Annotated in this window: 11 protein-coding genes; 3 read left to right on the top strand and 8 right to left on the bottom strand. The window is 53.9% G+C overall.

The features are described from left to right. Nucleotides 1–40: 40 nt before the first annotated feature. Nucleotides 41–2752, bottom strand: a complete 2712-nt coding sequence (locus tag ACZ5FM_RS07065) for an autotransporter family protein (protein WP_464040143.1) — start codon at nt 2750–2752, stop codon at nt 41–43. A 317-nt stretch (nt 2753–3069) separates the two neighbouring features. On the opposite strand from ACZ5FM_RS07065, the gene aspT reads away from it, so the two are divergent. Then, complete coding sequence (gene aspT, locus ACZ5FM_RS07060; RefSeq protein ID WP_464040142.1) at nt 3070–4755, top strand: aspartate-alanine antiporter; 1686 nt, start codon at nt 3070–3072, stop codon at nt 4753–4755. A gap of 17 nt (nt 4756–4772) precedes the next feature. Further along, nucleotides 4773–6368: a bifunctional aspartate transaminase/aspartate 4-decarboxylase gene (locus ACZ5FM_RS07055; protein ID WP_464040141.1), complete on the top strand. Its 1596-nt coding sequence runs from the start codon at nt 4773–4775 to the stop codon at nt 6366–6368. 125 nt (nt 6369–6493) lie between these two features. Here ACZ5FM_RS07055 and ACZ5FM_RS07050 read toward each other — a convergent pair whose 3' ends face one another. Then, a complete protein-coding gene (locus ACZ5FM_RS07050) occupies nt 6494–7630 on the bottom strand; it encodes a GGDEF domain-containing protein (protein ID WP_464040140.1) in 1137 nt (378 codons plus the stop codon). A gap of 309 nt (nt 7631–7939) precedes the next feature. Beyond that, entirely contained in the window at nt 7940–9100 is a 1161-nt protein-coding gene (locus ACZ5FM_RS07045; protein WP_464040139.1) for a M20 aminoacylase family protein, read from the bottom strand. Between the two features lie 55 nt (nt 9101–9155). Between ACZ5FM_RS07045 and ACZ5FM_RS07040 the strand changes: the two genes are divergently transcribed. After that, nucleotides 9156–10211, top strand: coding sequence for a GNAT family N-acetyltransferase (locus tag ACZ5FM_RS07040; RefSeq protein ID WP_464040138.1), 1056 nt, complete (start codon nt 9156–9158; stop codon nt 10209–10211). On the opposite strand, the gene ACZ5FM_RS07035 is transcribed toward ACZ5FM_RS07040, so the two are convergent. The 5 genes from ACZ5FM_RS07035 to ACZ5FM_RS07015 all read right to left on the bottom strand — a co-directional run bounded on the left by ACZ5FM_RS07035 (nt 10192) and on the right by ACZ5FM_RS07015 (nt 16671). Next, nucleotides 10192–10938 (bottom strand): SDR family oxidoreductase, encoded by a 747-nt coding sequence (locus ACZ5FM_RS07035; protein ID WP_464040137.1) that lies wholly within the window; start codon nt 10936–10938, stop codon nt 10192–10194. The genes ACZ5FM_RS07040 and ACZ5FM_RS07035 overlap by 20 nt on opposite strands. 55 nt (nt 10939–10993) lie before the next feature. Continuing rightward, complete coding sequence (locus ACZ5FM_RS07030) at nt 10994–11428, bottom strand: MarR family winged helix-turn-helix transcriptional regulator (protein ID WP_464040136.1); 435 nt, start codon at nt 11426–11428, stop codon at nt 10994–10996. A gap of 81 nt (nt 11429–11509) precedes the next feature. Next, a complete protein-coding gene (locus ACZ5FM_RS07025; RefSeq protein ID WP_250982507.1) occupies nt 11510–12409 on the bottom strand; it encodes a carbon-nitrogen hydrolase family protein in 900 nt (299 codons plus the stop codon). After that, nucleotides 12399–15647, bottom strand: a complete 3249-nt coding sequence (locus ACZ5FM_RS07020; protein ID WP_464040135.1) for an RNA-directed DNA polymerase — start codon at nt 15645–15647, stop codon at nt 12399–12401. Before ACZ5FM_RS07020 ends, ACZ5FM_RS07025 begins: the two co-directional genes overlap by 11 nt. Then, a complete protein-coding gene (locus tag ACZ5FM_RS07015) occupies nt 15634–16671 on the bottom strand; it encodes a toprim domain-containing protein (protein WP_464040134.1) in 1038 nt (345 codons plus the stop codon). Before ACZ5FM_RS07015 ends, ACZ5FM_RS07020 begins: the two co-directional genes overlap by 14 nt. Nucleotides 16672–16871: the final 200 nt, after the last annotated feature.

Here is a 16871-nt window from a genome sequence, read left to right as displayed (position 1 = left end):
AACCGGTTTGCGCTGCCGTAGATGACCTGACGTCTAGCTCCTAGAATCTCGCGGTGAACCCAAGCGTGCCGCTGAGGCTGGTATTGCCGGAGAGATCGGCCAGACTGGTGTTGATGCCCGCCTGCCCGTGAACGGCATATTTTTCATTGTCCCAGGCATAGGTGCCGCCAAGGCCAAGGCCGCCCCACAGACGTTCCTGCGAATTGCGCAATGCAACGCCGGCCACGTCTGTTCTGGCGTCGGGCGACAGGTCATAATAGAGATTGGCAATGCCATAGACCTGCAGGCGGTTGCGGGTGCCGGCCTCACCCATCCAGCTGTTTTCATAATCCGTTGACAGGCCAAGGCGTAGTTTCAGGTCATTGTCCCTGCCCAGAGACACCTTCGCGCCAAAGGCGTCGGTAAAGTCGCGGTAGCTCAGGCCGGAAAAGCTGAGCTGGGCCTGCGGGGTCAGGCTCCAGCCGGGGCTGATGGCAATCTGCTGGCCTGCCTCAACGCCCAGCGCGTAGCCGAAACCATTATTGCCTGAGGCAAGCCGGGTGGCTGCAGTGGTGGAATTGAGGTCACTGTCAAACCAGGTGAGGTTGACCTGACCATCGACGTAAAAACCGCCATTGCCGTACCAGGTCAGCGTGCTGCCAAGGCCGTAGCCACTGCTGCTGATGGCGCCGTTGCCATAGGGCGACGTGATGTCACCATCAATGGTGCCGTAACGCAGGGACAAGCCGCCAACCAGATTGCCACCGCTTGAGGACATGAGTTCCATGTCGGTACCGGCCTGCAATTGCCAGGTATCAACCGTATAATCGGTTGATGTGGTGGAGGAATGCGGTGACAGGCGGTCATGCTGGCCGACAATGCGGCCCCAGATGCCGTAATCACCAGCATCAGAACCCTGCCCGGCATTTGTATCACGGCTGCCCCAGACGCGGCTGCCCACACGCTGTTGCAGCGTGTCCAGCGTATTAAACCGTTGCAGCACCGATGAATAGGCTTCGTAAACCGGTGCGCCAGCCTGATAAAGCGGCGTGCCTGACGACAACAGGGCTGAGCGCAGATACCAATCACCATCTAGCGGGGTGCTGGCGCCACCCTGATACAGCCGGTAAGCATAAGCGCCCGCGACCACGGCCTGATCACCCTCAAAGACATAACTGCCGAGCAGTGAGAAATCACCGGCGGACACGCCGCCGACATCGATGACCTTGATGCCTTCCACCGTCTGGTCGCCGGTGCCACCAAAATTGATGACCCGCACATTGGTGGTGCCAGACGTGTTGCCGGTTACAATCAACTGGTCGGTGGCGGAGGCATCGTCGCCCAGCACGGTTTCAATTTCCAGCGTGCCGCCACTGCCGATATAGTCCCCCGCGATCGTGAGGGTGCCGATGGAGTTGCCCGGCGCAATGGTGCCGCCGGCAAAGTTGGTGGTGGTGCCCACCTGCCCTATGCCCTGTAAACGCCCGCCGCGAACTTCCATGCTGCCGCCCAGCGTGTTGTTGACCGACAATATGCCGGCGTAAACGCCTGATGTTCCAAGCAAGGCTGAATTGTTGGCGGTGAGAATGGTCTGGCCGGAGCCGACTTGCCGCACACCGCCGGAGCCGGTGATGGTGCCGCCGAACGTCACCACGTCAGAACGGTCAAAAGCCAGAATGCCATCATTGGCAACGTCGCCCACGATGCTGCCAGTGGTGCCGCCAGCACCCAGCTTCAGCGTGCCACCAGTAATGGTGGTGTCGCCGCTATAGGTGTTCGTGCCTCTGAGTGTCAGGGTGCCTACGCCCTGTTTGATCAATGTACCAGCCCCGGTTATTTCCGGATCAATGCCGATATTATAACCATTGGTATCAAAGAAACCGCCATTGCTGCCCAGCAGCACCTGCTGAGCGTCAAAATCGACAAAAAACTCAGTCTTGTTTTCGATGGCCCTGATGATGCCGCCATCGACTGTGACATTGGCTGTTCCCAGGCCGCCACGAATAAAATTGGTTTCCAGTACGCCGCGCGCGCCCGCCGTGCCGTTGATATCCATGGTGCCAACCGCGGTCGCCGAGGAAATGCCAAGCCAGACACCATCGCGCACGTAAACGCTTGCGCCATCTTCAATGGTCATGTCACCCAGACCGTAATTGCCCAGGTTGAGATTATAGTCGCCGATGGACCAGCTGGACCCGGCACCTGTGACGGTTACACTTCCGACACCAACGGGACCGGCGCCAACATAGCCCTGCTGGCTTGATACGGTTGCACCATCTTCAATTCTCAATGTGCCAGTGGCGTAACTGCCGACAGTGAATTGCCCTGAACTGGTCCAGCTGGAGGTGGCACCAGATACAGTCACTGCACCGGCATCAGAGCTGCCAATGATGGGTGACGTATCCGACACCTGACCGCCGTTCTCGATGATCAGGCTACCGTCATTCAGGGTGATGCGGCCGTTACTGTCCAGCACCCCGGCGCCCGTGACCGTTAATGTCGCTCCCGCTTCCACGGTGACATTATTGGCGAGCGCAGCCCCCGACAGGCTGACATTGCCCACAGGCAGATACACATCCGTTGATGTGTCAGGCACAGCACCTAAATCCCAATTGCCGGCATCGAACCAGTCATTATTGCCAGCACCGCCATTCCAATAGACATCCTGCGCAGAGACCGGACTGGCCGCAAAGGCCAGAACGAGCGGCGCAGTGGACAAAAGCAGACGGTGACAGGACGGTCGAAGAGTGCGGAAGGCGTGGCGCTTTTGCATGGTGACCCAGGGGGCACGAGGGAAATGACATTTATCAAACAATGAAGAAACATGCTTAACACTCCCCTAATATTCGCGCCAAAGCAGTAAAATAGTGAAGGACACGCAACCGCGATCAAGCGCATTCAAGTTTGAACCGGCAGCGGCATGTCGCTGATCTCCTGATGTCATTCCACCGTCTTGAAAGGTGATTACAGCAACCTTGTCGGGAAATTTTTGAACGCCGCACCTAGACAAAACTGAAATTCTTTGCCTAGTTATGACCTGATTGCGTTTGTCGAGCATTACTCCACCTCATGCCACAAGAAGGAAAGCACATGTCCTTCATCGCAGATATCTTCCGCCATTCTCCTGAAATTGCCTTGTTCCTGTCTCTCGCCCTTGGATATTGGGTGGGGAAATTCCAGTTTGGAAAATTCCAGCTTGGTGGTGTTGCCGGCTCTTTACTGGCCGCGGTGCTGATTAGCCAATTTGGCGTGCAGATAGACAATGGCATCAAGGCCGTGCTGTTTGCGCTGTTCATTTACGCGGTTGGTTTTGAAAGCGGACCGCAGTTCTTTCGTTCGCTTGGGCGACACTCCATCCGTGAAATCATCATGGCGGCAGTGCTGGCAATCAGCGGTCTGGTGACCGTGGTTGTGCTGGCAAAAGTCATGGGGCTGGACAAGGGTTTGGCGGCCGGCATTGCGGCGGGTGGGCTTACCCAATCTGCCGTCATTGGCACGGCTGGTTCAGCTATTGAAAAACTTGGCCTTGCTGCAGATGAGTCGCAGCGCCTGCAAGCCAATGTCGCCATTGGTTACGCGGTGACCTATATTTTTGGCTCGTTCGGCGCGATCATTGTCTGCGTCAACTTTCTGCCCTGGTTCATGAAACGCGGCATTCGCGACGATGCCATGAAAGCCGAAGCGGAAATGCTGCGGGGTGCGCGGGTTTACGACGTTGGCGAAGCGCCTGCCCTGCCCGACCTTGTTGGCCGCGTGTACCAGATAGAGGCGGCAGCCGGCAAAACGGTGACCGAAGCGGAAGCGCTTGGCGCCGGCGGTACCGTGACCATCGAGCGCATAAAGCGCGATGGCAAGATAATTGGTATCGATGCCGCGACCACACTTCAATCTGGTGATCTGGTGCTGATTGTCGGGCGGCGCACTGGCGTTGTTGGGCTTGAAGGCCGGCTGGGCAGCGAGGTTGCCAGCGGCGAAGGCATGGAACTGGTGGTGACCACCCGCGACATCGTTGTGCAGGGCAAGGAATTTGTCGACCACACCGTGGCGCAGATATTGAGCGCCAGCGGCGAGTTGCGCCATGGCATTTACGTGCTGGCCGTGACACGCGGCGGCAGCAAACAGCAACTTGCCAATGACACGGTGATCAAGGCCGGTGACATTGTGACCGTGCACGGTGTGCAGGAAGATCTGCAACGGCTGGCCACACGGGTTGGCCCGGAAATCATACCCAGCGACAAGACCGACTTTGTGTTTCACGGGCTTGGTGTGGCGCTTGGCCTGCTGATTGGCCTTGCCGTGGTGCGCATCGGCTCCATTCCGCTGACACTTGGCTCTGGCGGTGGCGCGCTGCTTTCCGGCCTGGTGTTTGGCTGGTACCGAAGCCGGCACATGACGCTTGGCAACCTGCCGACCTCGGCCTCCACGCTGCTGCGTGACCTTGGCCTTGCCGGTTTCGTGGCGGTGGTTGGCCTGCAATCCGGCCAGCAGGCCGTCAGCACAATCCTGCAAAGCGGCCTGTCGATTTTTGTGGCAGGGGTGATTGTGACCATACTGCCGCTGATCATTACCATGCTGGTTGGCCGATATGTGCTGCGCTATGACAATGTTGCCATGTTTGCCGGTGCGCTGTCCGGCTCGCGCAGTGCAAACCCCGCCTTTGGTGAAATTCTCGACAAGGCCGGAAACTCTGTTCCCACCACGCCCTTCGCCATTACCTATGCCCTGGCCAATGTTTTCCTGACATTGCTGGGGCCGCTGATCGTCGCGTTCGTATAATTCCTCGGAGAGACGTCATGACCGATTACAAGCAGTTTACCAAACTCAGCCCGTTTGAACTGAAAGACGAGCTTATCAAGCTGGCATCCGGCAAGGCCGGCATGGTTATGCTGAATGCCGGACGGGGCAACCCGAACTTTCTTGCCACGCTGCCGCGCCGCGCGTTTTTCCGGTTGGGACTGTTTGCGGCAACCGAATCCGAGCTGTCATTCTCCTACATGCAGCAGGGTGTGGGCGGCCTGCCGCGCATTGAGGGCATTGAGGCGCGGTTTGAACGTTACATTGCCGACAACCGCGACCAGGAAGGCGTGGATTTTCTGCGCCGCGCCATCAGCTACGTGCGCGACCAGCTAGGGCTTTCAGCCTCTGATTTTCTGCATGAAATGGTCGAGGGCATTCTGGGCTGCAATTACCCGGTGCCACCGCGCATGTTGCGCATCAGTGAGACGATCGTCTGCCAATATCTGATGAAAGAAATGGCGGCAGGCCTTATCTCGGCCAAGGATGTGGACGTGTTTGCCACCGAGGGCGGCACGGCGGCCATGACCTATGTTTTTGACACGCTGAAGAAAAACCACCTTTTGACGAAGGGCGACAAGGTGGCCATCGGCATGCCTGTATTCACGCCCTATATCGAAATTCCCGAACTGGAGACCTACGGGCTTGAGGAAGTGGCGATCAATGCCGACCCGGATGCGGGCTGGCAATATTCCGATGCCGAGCTGGACAAGCTGAAAGACCCTGATATCAAGATTTTCTTCTGCTCCAATCCTAGTAACCCGCCATCGGTAAAGCTGGATGCGCGCAGCCTGCAACGGATTGCCGACATTGTCAGACATGACCGGCCTGATCTGATGATCCTGACCGATGATGTTTACGGCACCTTTGCCGACAACTTCCAATCGCTGTTTGCGCTGTGCCCCAACAACACCGTGCTGGTCTATTCCTACTCCAAATATTTTGGTGCCACTGGCTGGAGACTTGGCACCATTGCCATGCACCATGACAATGTGCTGGACGATGCAATTGCCGCCCTGCCCGACGGTGTGAAATCCGCGCTCGACAAACGCTACTCATCCATCATCACCGATGTCTCGGCGCTGAAATTCATCGATCGTCTGGTGGCAGACAGCCGCACCGTGGCCCTGAACCATACCGCCGGGCTTTCCACACCGCAGCAGGTGCAGATGGTGCTGTTTTCGCTGTTTGCGCTTATGGATGAACATGAAAGTTACAAGGCGACGCTGAAACGTGTGATACGCCGCAGGCAGGCCGCACTTTATGCGGAGCTGGGCATTGAGATGCCAAATGATGAAAACGCGGTTGATTATTACACGCTGCTCGACCTGGAAAAGGTTGCGCTCAAACTTTACGGCAAGGAGTTTGCCGCCTGGGTAAAACAGGAGTTTTCCGCCAACGAACTGCTGTTCCGCATTGCCGATGAAACCGGCATCGTTCTTCTGCCCGGCCGAGGTTTTGGCACCCAACACCCATCCGGCCGCGCCTCGCTGGCCAACCTCAACGAGTTTGAATATGCGGCAATTGGCCGGTCATTGCGCAAGATGGCCGATGAATATCACGACGCATATGTGAAAAAACATGGGAAGGTTTAAGGCCAGGAGTTGACCGGACAGGCTGGGCTGCTCAGCCTGCCCTGCACGCTTCTGGAGCATTGGCATGACACCAGCGGCAGTCCGCGCGAACTCCTGCGAGGTATCGAAGAGGTTTAGGAACCGCTTTAGCCCACTTGCCGGATACAATCGCGCCCTTCGTTTTTTGCCAGGTAAAGCGCGCGATCTGCACGATCCATTAACGTCGGCAGATTGTCCCCTTTGTTTGCAACCGCGATGCCAAAGCTCGCCGTTGGGCTCAATTCGTTAGAAAGGATACTGGGCGCCAATTCCTTGAAAGCGAGCCGGGCGGCCTCAGCAAAAATAGGTGCAGCGGCGGTCTGTCCCGGCGCGAGCATTATAGCAAATTCTTCTCCGCCCAAGCGGGCGATGATCGCATCACGAGGAGCCTTATCCTTGAGAACGTCGGAGAACGCTCGAATGACCCTGTCACCGCTGCTATGTCCGAAGCGGTCATTGATCGATTTGAAGTGATCGAGGTCGCTCATGATCATCGTGACGCGAGCATCAGTGGTCTGCCGCCTCAATGCCTTGATGGCTCGCTCTTCAAATCCGCGACGATTCAATAATGCCGACAAGGCATCGATCTGTGCATCGGACTTGATTCTTTCCATCACGTCACTCGCGATCACCGCGAAAATCCCTACCGCTGTCATCGCGGAGATCAGAGCATCCGAGATCGAGACAACCAGCCAATACGCTCCTTCGAATCCGCCCTCCGCGCTCGCTGAAGCGAGCAAAAACAATGGACGAAGAAGGAAGCCGACACACGAAATGCTTATCAAGCCAATCAGCACGTGCTCGACCGGCGTGCGATCCGGGATCTTCGCAAGATCAAGCAGCATCACAAGACCGACCGCAGCGAGACCGCTATTTAGGTAAATAACCCGTAATAGCAGGCTTTGCTCTACAAACTGATGGTAATAGAGCGCGCCCAACGCAATTGCGGCGATACACAACAGGATGAGATAGTGAGGGCGTTGCCCGCTTCGGTTGGACAGTCCAATAGACAACAATATCATTGATAACATCAAAAACACGTTGGCCATCAGCCTCAGCACCGGATCCTCCAGCGCAAAAGCAAAATAAAATATACCGAAACAGAGAGCTCTTATCCCGTATGAAAGAACGAAGATCCGAATATAGGTAAGGTGTCGGTGTTGGCGCCACAGCACGAGCATAGATGCGCAAAATAGTGCAGACATGCTCGTATTCAGCAGGCCTATGACGTCTTGATAGCTCATACTGACCGCCCCTGGTGCCCAATGGTCTGCACGGGTATCCACTCGTGAAAGTTGTGATAACACGGTTCCTGTAAATATCAAGTAAACTCGTGCGAACGGGAAGAATGCTGGCAATTTCGCAGTCAGCCCCTTAGCAGCCTGCCGCCATGCCGCACCATCAGCTCAACGGCGTCATCCACATGAGCGCGGGGAGCGCTGGCGCTATCCGTGAGGTCGTCTCGCAACTCAGCGACCTGCCATCTGTGTGGTGGGTTGGTCCAGACAGGCGGAGCCGCTCGGCCTATCCGGTACGCTTTTGGAGCATTGGGCTCACACCAGCGGCAGTCCGCGCTCCACCAGCGCCTTGAAGTAAGCGATGCCAAAGGGAATGGCGGCATCGTTGAAATCATAGCCCGCTTCATGGACTGACGGGCCGTCGCCATTGCCAATCAGCATGATGTTGCCGGGGCGAGCCTCCAGCATGAAGGCGAAATCTTCCGAGCCCATCAATGGCTCCATGGTGCCATTGACATTGGCTTCACCGACCAGTGACCTGGCGACATCAACGGCAAAAGCGGTTTTTTTGCCATGGTTTACCACCGGCGGAAACATGTGTTTGTAGGTGACGGTTGCCGTTGCGCCATAGGCAGTTGCCACATGGGTGGCGATGTCGGTTATACGCTTTTCCATGAGGTCGCGGGTGGCGGGGTCAAAGGTTCTTGTCGTGCCGCCCATTTCAGCGGTTTGCGGAATGACATTGCCCGCCTTACCGCCGGCCATCCAGCCCACCGTGACCACCGCGCACTGGCGCGGATGCACATTGCGCGACACGATGGTTTGCAACGCCAGCAAAATGTTGGCGCCAACCACCAGCGGATCCACACTGACATGGGGTGATGCGCCATGCGCGCCCTTGCCATCAATGCGAATGCGAAACCCGTCGGCGGAAGCGGCCAAGGGTCCGCTTGCCGTCATGAACTGGCCAATGGGCAAGCCGGGTTCGGTGTGCATGGCATAGATTTCATCAATGGCGAAGCGGTCCATCAGGCCATCCTCCACCATGGCCCTGCCACCACCACCGCCCTCTTCCGCTGGTTGGAAAATGACCACGGCGGTACCATCTAAAGCGCGGCTGCGTGCCAGTTCACGCGCCGCGCCCAGCAACATAGCGGTGTGGCCATCATGCCCGCAGGCATGCATGACACCTTTGGTTTTGGAGGCCCATGGCGCGCCGGTTTCTTCCTCTATCGGCAGGGCATCCATATCGGCCCGCAGGCCAATGACCCGGCCACTGACCTGTTTTTGCCCCTTGATGACGCCAACCACGCCAGTTTTGCCAATGCCCGTGACGACCTCATCACAGCCGAATTCGGTGAGCTTTTGTGCCACAAAAGCCGCCGTGCGGTGAACGTCAAACTGCAATTCCGGATGGGCGTGAAGGTCTCGTCGCCACTCCACGACATCGGCGTAGTCAGCATCTGTTGCCTGCATCGGATACCCTCGACATGGTCACGAACTTGGGGGCTTGGGCACGAGGATAAGAATTTTGACCGAGGACACAACCTGTCTTGACGGGGTTTGCGGAAACGGTGGTGTCGCGGCGGTTTGGTATCTCCCGCCCGAGCACGCGTCGCCGACAAATGCGGGCAAGTGCTGCGAGGTTGCATTTGAAACCCGACGACGGCGTTTTGATACCGCCCCGCAACGACGATGGTGCCAGATGCCTCATCACGCAGCGATGGGCTTTAAGATGACACATGCTTTAAAAACACATCAAAACCAATATGACGTGGCAGCGATGCTGGCCAATTGTCGGCAATACTGGCTGAATTATTCGCAGGCTCCACACTCTGATGGACCTATTGCCGTTTACCGCACCGGTGTGCCGCACCATCAGCTTAACGGCGTCATCCACATGAGCGCGGCGAGCGCTGAAGAGATCCGTGAGGTCGTCTCGCAACTCAGCGACCTGCCATCTGTGTGGTGGGTTGGTCCGGACAGCTACCCAACCGCCGCTGAAGACGTAATCAATGCCGGTGCAAAACTGAGCGCAACATTGCCGGTGATGGCAATTCAGCTACAAAAACTCGCCCCCATGCCAATACCCTCACCCCACTGGACGATCGTGCGGTTGCAGGAAGGTGCTGCTCTTTTCCCCTGGGTTCAAAGTTACAGCGAGTCTGTGGGTGCTCGAAAAGAAGATATCGCCACCATGCTGCGGGTGGAGCAATACCGCTCTGACGCGCCGGGCCAGTTGACGCGCTTTGCCGCATTCTCTGACGGGGAAATCGTTGGAACATCGGAGCTTTTCGTGCATGAAGGGATTGCGGGCATCTACCTTGTCTCGACGAAGAAGAGCCATCGTTGCCGTGGCATCGGCACGGCTTTGACCCATGCGGCCTGCATGGCAGGACGTGAACTTGGCCTTGATGTGGCAACACTGCAGGCCAGCAGCAGCGGATACCCGATCTACAAAAAACTGGGCTTCGAGGATGTAGCGTCTTACGACCTGCTGACGTTTGACCCAGCTAAAGTTTTAGAGGAAGGCGGCAGTGTCGACGCCTCCCCTTGTCCCGAGCCGACTACCAGCTTTTTTGGATGAGCTCACCTGATGGCCCGCAGGCAAAAAAGCCGCCGGTTGGGCCATAGGCATGGATTGTGGCCAGCGCGACAGCGGGGCGTGCGCCGACATCAACCGAATGGCCGGGGCCGTTTCCGGTCATGTCTGTCGAGGTCAGGCCGGGATCAACCGCATTGACCTTGATGCCATCACGATCCAGCTCTTTCGCCAGTTTGACGGTCAGCATGTTGAGCGCGGTTTTGGAACTGCAATAACCGCCAAAACCGACTGTCCAGGTTTCGCTGCGCATGTCCATGGCGTCATTGATCGAGGCCAGACCACTGCTCATCATCACCACACGCGCGGCGTTGGATTTGCGCAACAGACGCAGAAACGCCTGCGTGACCCGCAGCACACCAAACACGTTGGTGTCGAACATCTGCCTGACCTCATCGAGACTTTCTTCAGCCAAAGATGGCGGCGGAGCGAACATCACACCGGCATTGTTGACCAGCACATCCAGCCGGTCCGTGTGGTGGGACAGCGTGGCAACGGCACTGGCGACACTAACATCATCTGTCACATCCAGCTGCACGGCCTGCGCCTTGATGCCTTCAGCACGCAGCTGATCGGCGGCAGCTTCTCCGCGCGCAAGATCGCGGCAGCCCAGCCAGACGGAATGCCCCTGCGCGCCCAGCTGGCGGGCAATGGCAAGGCCAATGCCTTTGTTGGCACCGGTTATCAGCGCGATGCGGTTTAAATCGCTCATCGTAAAATCCCTGATCGTTTCATCGATCAGATAAATACTACGAATTTCGTATTATTCAATATTCGGATTTTGATATTTTCTGCGTCAGCCGCACAAATTCGTCCCGTTCGGTCGGGTCCAGCGCCTCCAGCATGGCGTGACAGGTGGCACCGTAACCGGCGATATAACCGGCAACTGCGCCCTCGCCCTCCTCGGTCAGGGACAATGCGACGGCGCGGCGGTTTTCCTGCGGCCGCTCGCGCAAAACCATGTCCTTGCGCACCAGCCTGTCAACGGCCGATGACATGGTGGTCAGCGGTACCTGCAGGTAACGGGCAACATCGCCCAGGCCGCAGCCTTTATGATCCGACACGAACAGCAGGGTCTGCACATCAAGCGCGCTTAACGCATTGTCCATGGCAGCCGTTGCCTCGGCCACCTTGAAACGACGCGTAAACCGCTCAAGAGCGTGGGTGAGTTGTTCTGTCTGTCCAGGCGTGGGTTTGGTCATGGGGCTTTAAAGCATTTTCAGGGGATGGAGGTAAGGTGGTGGCAGGTTTTCAGCCGCCATCCGCTAGAAAAACACTCAAGCTCATATAGCTTGAGTTCTTTCGTTCAAATGTTCGAGAGCGTCGAAACCGGGAGGCAGACTTTTGAACAACCCATCGGGTCCTTGGTTGTTGTGGTGGTCGGCGAGATCCTTAAGAGGCAGCTCTACTACTTGTACATTTGCCAACTTGTTTCCGGAGTGACGATATACAGTCCTTCTAAATGGTTCTCTGAATGGCGCAACCGCCATCGAGCCACCGAAGTGCCCACAGTTGCATACGACGACATTGCAAAATACCGTTCTAGCGATTGACTCAGCTACATGATCGAATGTGTTAATGTCTTGATTATACGCAAGTATAAAAAGTGTTTGGATTTTTTTTCTGTATAAAACGGTTCTGTCGAGATCAAGGAAATCGTAGCAAACTGCTACTCCAAAATTACCAAGGGTAGCGCTCTCGAACAACCAAACAGTTGGTAGAGGTTGGAACTCAACTGGCTGTGCAATTTTGTTGAGTTTACTTCTCTCCCCAGGAGCCGCGTACGTTTTACCCACACGGCGTTTCGCAGTTTGGGCAGCAATTTTTGTGCCTCTCAATATACGAGGAACAATGACGATCGCTTCATTGGACACTGTAGGCGGTGTTGTTGTGGTTATATTGTAATCAAGGCCTGCGATAACGATACACTGCAAATCCTCGGCGATCTTCTCCAGCTTAGATTCATACCCTGCTGGAACTGCCAATTCCGGCAGAAGAACTACGTCAGGTTTTTTATCCAATCCCCGCAATGCCGAGAAATAGTGACGTATCTCTTTCTTTGCCCTTGCTTCCTCGTTCTTCGAAATTTTTACGGCATTTTTCCAGGATTCATTTTTATCCCAAGCAACGTCTGCATCGAGAGATGTCTGAATTACACCAACAATGAGATTGTCATTCAGCATCGCCGTCTCCTTGATGAGTACTAAATTCTCCAACAGCAAAATCTTCGATTCTAAACGGTATAAGCTGTCGTGGCTGATTTCCAGAAACTGCAATTTGATTAAGTACAAGTGCAGTTTGTGCCCTGATAATGCTTTCAACAACGGCATCGGGGCCGTCCAGTTGTGGTGCATCAAAATCAATATCGAACAATTTAAGCGGATGATCCGTACCGAACAGTCCAGGTTGCGCAGTTAATTGAAAATTTTCTTTGCTACGCGCTGACAAACACCCCTCCAGTATGAGCAATGTCTGAGAAGATATCGAAAGCCTCTCATATGCAGAACGCCTTGCTAACGGATAAGCGTGTTCATTGCCGCGTATGTTCCAAATCCGAGGCCCGTTGAAGTCGAGTTGTAGGAGGCCTAATAAAATTCGCCCTAAACCAACACGCTGCCCCAACCAACTATCGGTTTTAGTATCTGCAGTCGATGGCGCGAACCTATAGTCGGCAACACTTGATTCTTGATCACGAATTTTCGCTTTCTGCGCACGAGCAACCTCCCGCCAGCTTTCCCAACTCGGTGTAACAGGAAAATTTTCAAACCAACTTTTGGGTATCAATACATTTGCTGGATGAAGACGGTCGAGATAATCTGAACTAGCGAACAGGTCTCCGTTACTTGTCTCCAAAACACCTTTCAGGATTTGAAGTGCGGTCCACTCGCTTCTTCTTGGATCAAACTTTGAGAGTCCGCTAACATGTTGCAACCAATCCAGCAAAGTGGACGAATTCACCTGCCTCGAAGGGTCTTCATCGACTGCGATACTCAAAGAGTTTGCGGCTGACCTGATAGCTTCATGATGCGAAGTTTTCGCATCCTCGCGCCAATTGCTTCTTCCTGAAAGGACATCGCGCCACCAGCCAGCGTCATCAAATGGGATAGAGCCGCTAGGCATCGACAGATATCCCTGCCACCAGTCATGCGGCAACAATTCTGGATAACGCCTCATGGCCAGCACGTCGTAAGGTTCATGAGCAACCAGATGTGATACAAACATCTCGCTTCTTGCAGCAGATGGTTTTCCATCAACACTTAGTTGTTTTTCTGCCCATTCGGCCCAAACGCCAGCGGACCATTCCGTCCTATCTCGCCAAGACGCTGTGGAGATTTCCCAATTAGATCGGCTATTCAATCGCGTAGCAGTGTCGTTAAGCTTTTTTACAAGGGTACTTTCATCCGATTTGGCGTATTGAGCCGCAACTGAGATCAGTGACACATAGAGCTCACGTTCTCCTACTTTATGAAACCAAGCAGCTCGCTCGCCAGGAACAACGAACGCCTTCTCGTCTAATCTGGTGATATCTTCTATGTGCGCTCTGGCTGCGTCTTGATCAGAGCGAAGTGCATTGGGATTTTCGAGTATCGATGAAGCCCGGAACAAATTTGTCGCCAAAATTTGCAAGCCAAGTCCCGCGTAGTAATCTGCCCACACGACATGCTCTCGGCGCTGTTCGACAATCCAACTAGCTATGTCGTTTAAACCTGGATGCCCCGTCAACAAGCAGTAATGACACAGCCTGTAAAACAGCCGTGGCTTGCCGGGGAATTCCTTAAAGGCGCGCATCAGGAGATCAAAGCAATGGCTGTATTGTGCCTTTTCATGCTTCTCTTGGTCGGTTTCTTTTTTCTTGAGCTCTTTTTGCGCAGCCTTCATTTTAGCAGTCGTCATCTTGAGCTTATTGTCAGGGACCCCCAACTTGCGCAGCGAACGTAACTCTCGTTCAAGCTCCGCTATTTCTCGAGCCTTATCAACAATACCATCACCGCTTTGCGCAATTAACGGAACAAGCGTTGCAATCTGCCCAGCGGCAAATGCGGCTCGCGTATCCGGTCGGATCTCTCTGTCCGGAATGTCCGCGAGCAGCAACCATTCCAGAAGCTTCAATCTGTCTTTGAGATCATCGTCATCCATAATGTGGACGTTGCCGGCAGCAACGGCAGAAACCTGACCAAGAGTTTTCGTTAACAACTTCGTAGGATTGGTGCCGTCTATACGAGTATCGTTGAGCGCTTCTGTACGCAGATCTTGCATTTCACGTTGCTGCTCGGGTGTGTTGTTTTCCAAAAAACTGAGATACGCCCCAAGAGATTTTGGATCGAACTTTTCTTTGTTTACGTCAACACCAATCCCTGACGTACGTATCAGATCACAATATTCGCGGATCCAGTCACACAAGTCATCGAAGTCATACGCAATTATCGTGTGGTCATCGACGTAACGGAAATGTGCAATCCGCCGTTTTTTACCGAGGCGTTTTTCAACCTCCTGATCGATTGGCAAAAACACTGCGTTTGCTAAAAAGCCAGCGACGAACAAACCTGTTGGGATACCGTTGTCGCCACAAAAATCAGAAAACAGCGGCTCAACGCGAGCAATGATATCGGGTGGAATATCTTCAATGCTAACAGTGAAATCCAACATTTTCGACAGAAGTATATGGAAATTATGTCTGTCAGTTTCTGGTAAAATCGAGGTCAACGCTGCAACGATTGCAGTTCGGCTAATACTGGGAAAAAACTTCTCCAGATCTATTGAGGCGTGATGTAATTCTTGCCTGCGGGGACTTTTCGGTTTTCGCCAAAAATTAGGTTTAAAATATGCAAGGTTATCAGCTTGGCCAACAAAGAAGGCTTTCTCTTCAGCCTGATCTTCCTCCGTTATCGTCGGCCCTTCAGAGCGAATACCAGCCATGAGACGCGCAGTCCTAACTATATGGCGACGGAACAACGGCCAACTGTGCTGGAACCTGCGGTAAAGATGGCCGCTCGCATGGCGATAAGGACCAATTTCCAATTTCTTCGACTGGCGACCTTCTACGGTCCCAAACCAAGCTGTACGATAAATGCGATTGCCATAACTCCAGGCAGGCATCAAAGGATCAAGCCGGGGGCCGAGGATATTTGTCATCGCAATCCAAGCGACCTGATCTCGTACAGGAACATGAAAATATTGGCGATCTAGAGCTTTTCCATTTTCCAGCTTTTTGGGCCTAGGAAGAGGACGCAACGGACTCAGAGCATACGATAGGGCGCGAAATCCATGTTGGATGTTCAAAAGTTCATTGGCAAGGTTGAGCTCAAAAGCTGTTATCTCGCCATTATCGACATACCCATCTGCCCGATTGAAGAGTACCTTTGCTTTGCGCCATGCGTAGTTTAAGTTATCCAGAGAGCATAAATCATCAAGAAGCGTCATTGCTGCTCCGTAGCATCAAGAATTCATTTAAATCTTTTACTTGCGGATGAGGCCTTGATTTCCGCTCACAAACTATTCCGTGCGATGCTAATTCAGAACGTAGACTCCGTGCTTTAGACTCGCCTTTCTCATCCCAGTCCAACAGAAGCTTAACGCGTCGCCCTTTTAATTTGGCGATTTCGTTCGAGCTCAAATTGTTGGATATCCCAAGCAAACCAATCGCCTTAAAGCCAAGTTGGTGGGCAGACATTGTGTCGGGAATTCCTTCGCATATACAAATGTCGCGGGCATCAGTTTCAAGAACATCTAGATTGTACGTTTTTGGCTTTCTGCCCGTCAGGTAGATGTACTTAGAAGTCCCGTCAGATGGGCCGACTTGTCTTCCCTGTACAGAAACCACATCCTCGCCCTTGATTATCGGAAACATCAAATAACCTGGACGAATGGTTAGCCGGCTGTTTAGTTGAGTAGATTTTTTGGTGAGAAGGCCAGCAGCTTCTAGTCGCTCAAAACCAAACTCTTCAAGCAAATTCGAGAGAAGATTATCATCTGGTATTTGGCCTACTCGAAAATGAGAAATTGTCTCATTGGTAAATCCCCGAGACTCGAGATAACTGCGCCCCGAATTCCTCAAAGGGCATTTTTCAAGTAACGCATTATAAAGTTCGAGGTCGTCCAAAGTGTTCGTCGCAGGGCTTTTTGCAACAACCTGCTGAACAATCCTATTAGATGGAGCAGCTACGCGAGGATTCCCCACTCGATCATCAAGCCACTTTCGAGCCTGTTTAAAATCAGTGTTTAGATATGTAGCGACAAAATCTATTGTTCCGCCATGGCGATTACAAGCGTAACACTTCCATCGCAAACCGCCTCGTTGGATTGCAAAGAAAGGTTTTTTATCAGGATGGTCCGGGAACGGACACCGAGCAGATCCGAATTCAGGAAGGTTCGAGATTCCAAGCCATTGCGCTACCACTTGCACACGAATCTCATTTAGACGTGCTGTTGCTTCTTTAACGTGCATGATTCTCTGAGCTTATATTTCCCTGTCGACACCTAACGGCATTCCACTGGCACGGATTAGACATATCGAATCAACCATAAGTGTTAAATGTAGCTTTATGACACGCTCTGCAACAGCGGAATCAAGTCGCGTACGGGCTCACTAACCAAGCTATTGTGCTATGGCAGCCAATCCGACTTAAAGCTTCCAAAAATGCGCAC

This window comes from Agrobacterium sp. 5Ca50 (assembly GCF_055381905.1).
Note: the sequence above shows the minus strand (reverse complement) of the source record. Positions and strands in the feature narration are given on the sequence as shown.

Bases quoted from the DNA above. Each gene is read 5' to 3' on its own strand.
- ACZ5FM_RS07055 (WP_464040141.1), top strand. From the start codon at position 4,773: ATGACCGATTACAAGCAGTTTACCAAACTCAGCCCGTTTGAACTGAAA.
- ACZ5FM_RS07020 (WP_464040135.1), bottom strand. From the start codon at position 15,647: ATGACGCTTCTTGATGATTTATGCTCTCTGGATAACTTAAACTACGCA.
- ACZ5FM_RS07015 (WP_464040134.1), bottom strand. From the start codon at position 16,671: ATGCACGTTAAAGAAGCAACAGCACGTCTAAATGAGATTCGTGTGCAA.
- ACZ5FM_RS07065 (WP_464040143.1), bottom strand. From the start codon at position 2,752: ATGCAAAAGCGCCACGCCTTCCGCACTCTTCGACCGTCCTGTCACCGT.
- ACZ5FM_RS07030 (WP_464040136.1), bottom strand. From the start codon at position 11,428: ATGACCAAACCCACGCCTGGACAGACAGAACAACTCACCCACGCTCTT.
- ACZ5FM_RS07050 (WP_464040140.1), bottom strand. From the start codon at position 7,630: ATGAGCTATCAAGACGTCATAGGCCTGCTGAATACGAGCATGTCTGCA.
- ACZ5FM_RS07045 (WP_464040139.1), bottom strand. From the start codon at position 9,100: ATGCAGGCAACAGATGCTGACTACGCCGATGTCGTGGAGTGGCGACGA.
- aspT (WP_464040142.1), top strand. From the start codon at position 3,070: ATGTCCTTCATCGCAGATATCTTCCGCCATTCTCCTGAAATTGCCTTG.
- ACZ5FM_RS07025 (WP_250982507.1), bottom strand. From the start codon at position 12,409: ATGCTGAATGACAATCTCATTGTTGGTGTAATTCAGACATCTCTCGAT.
- ACZ5FM_RS07035 (WP_464040137.1), bottom strand. From the start codon at position 10,938: ATGAGCGATTTAAACCGCATCGCGCTGATAACCGGTGCCAACAAAGGC.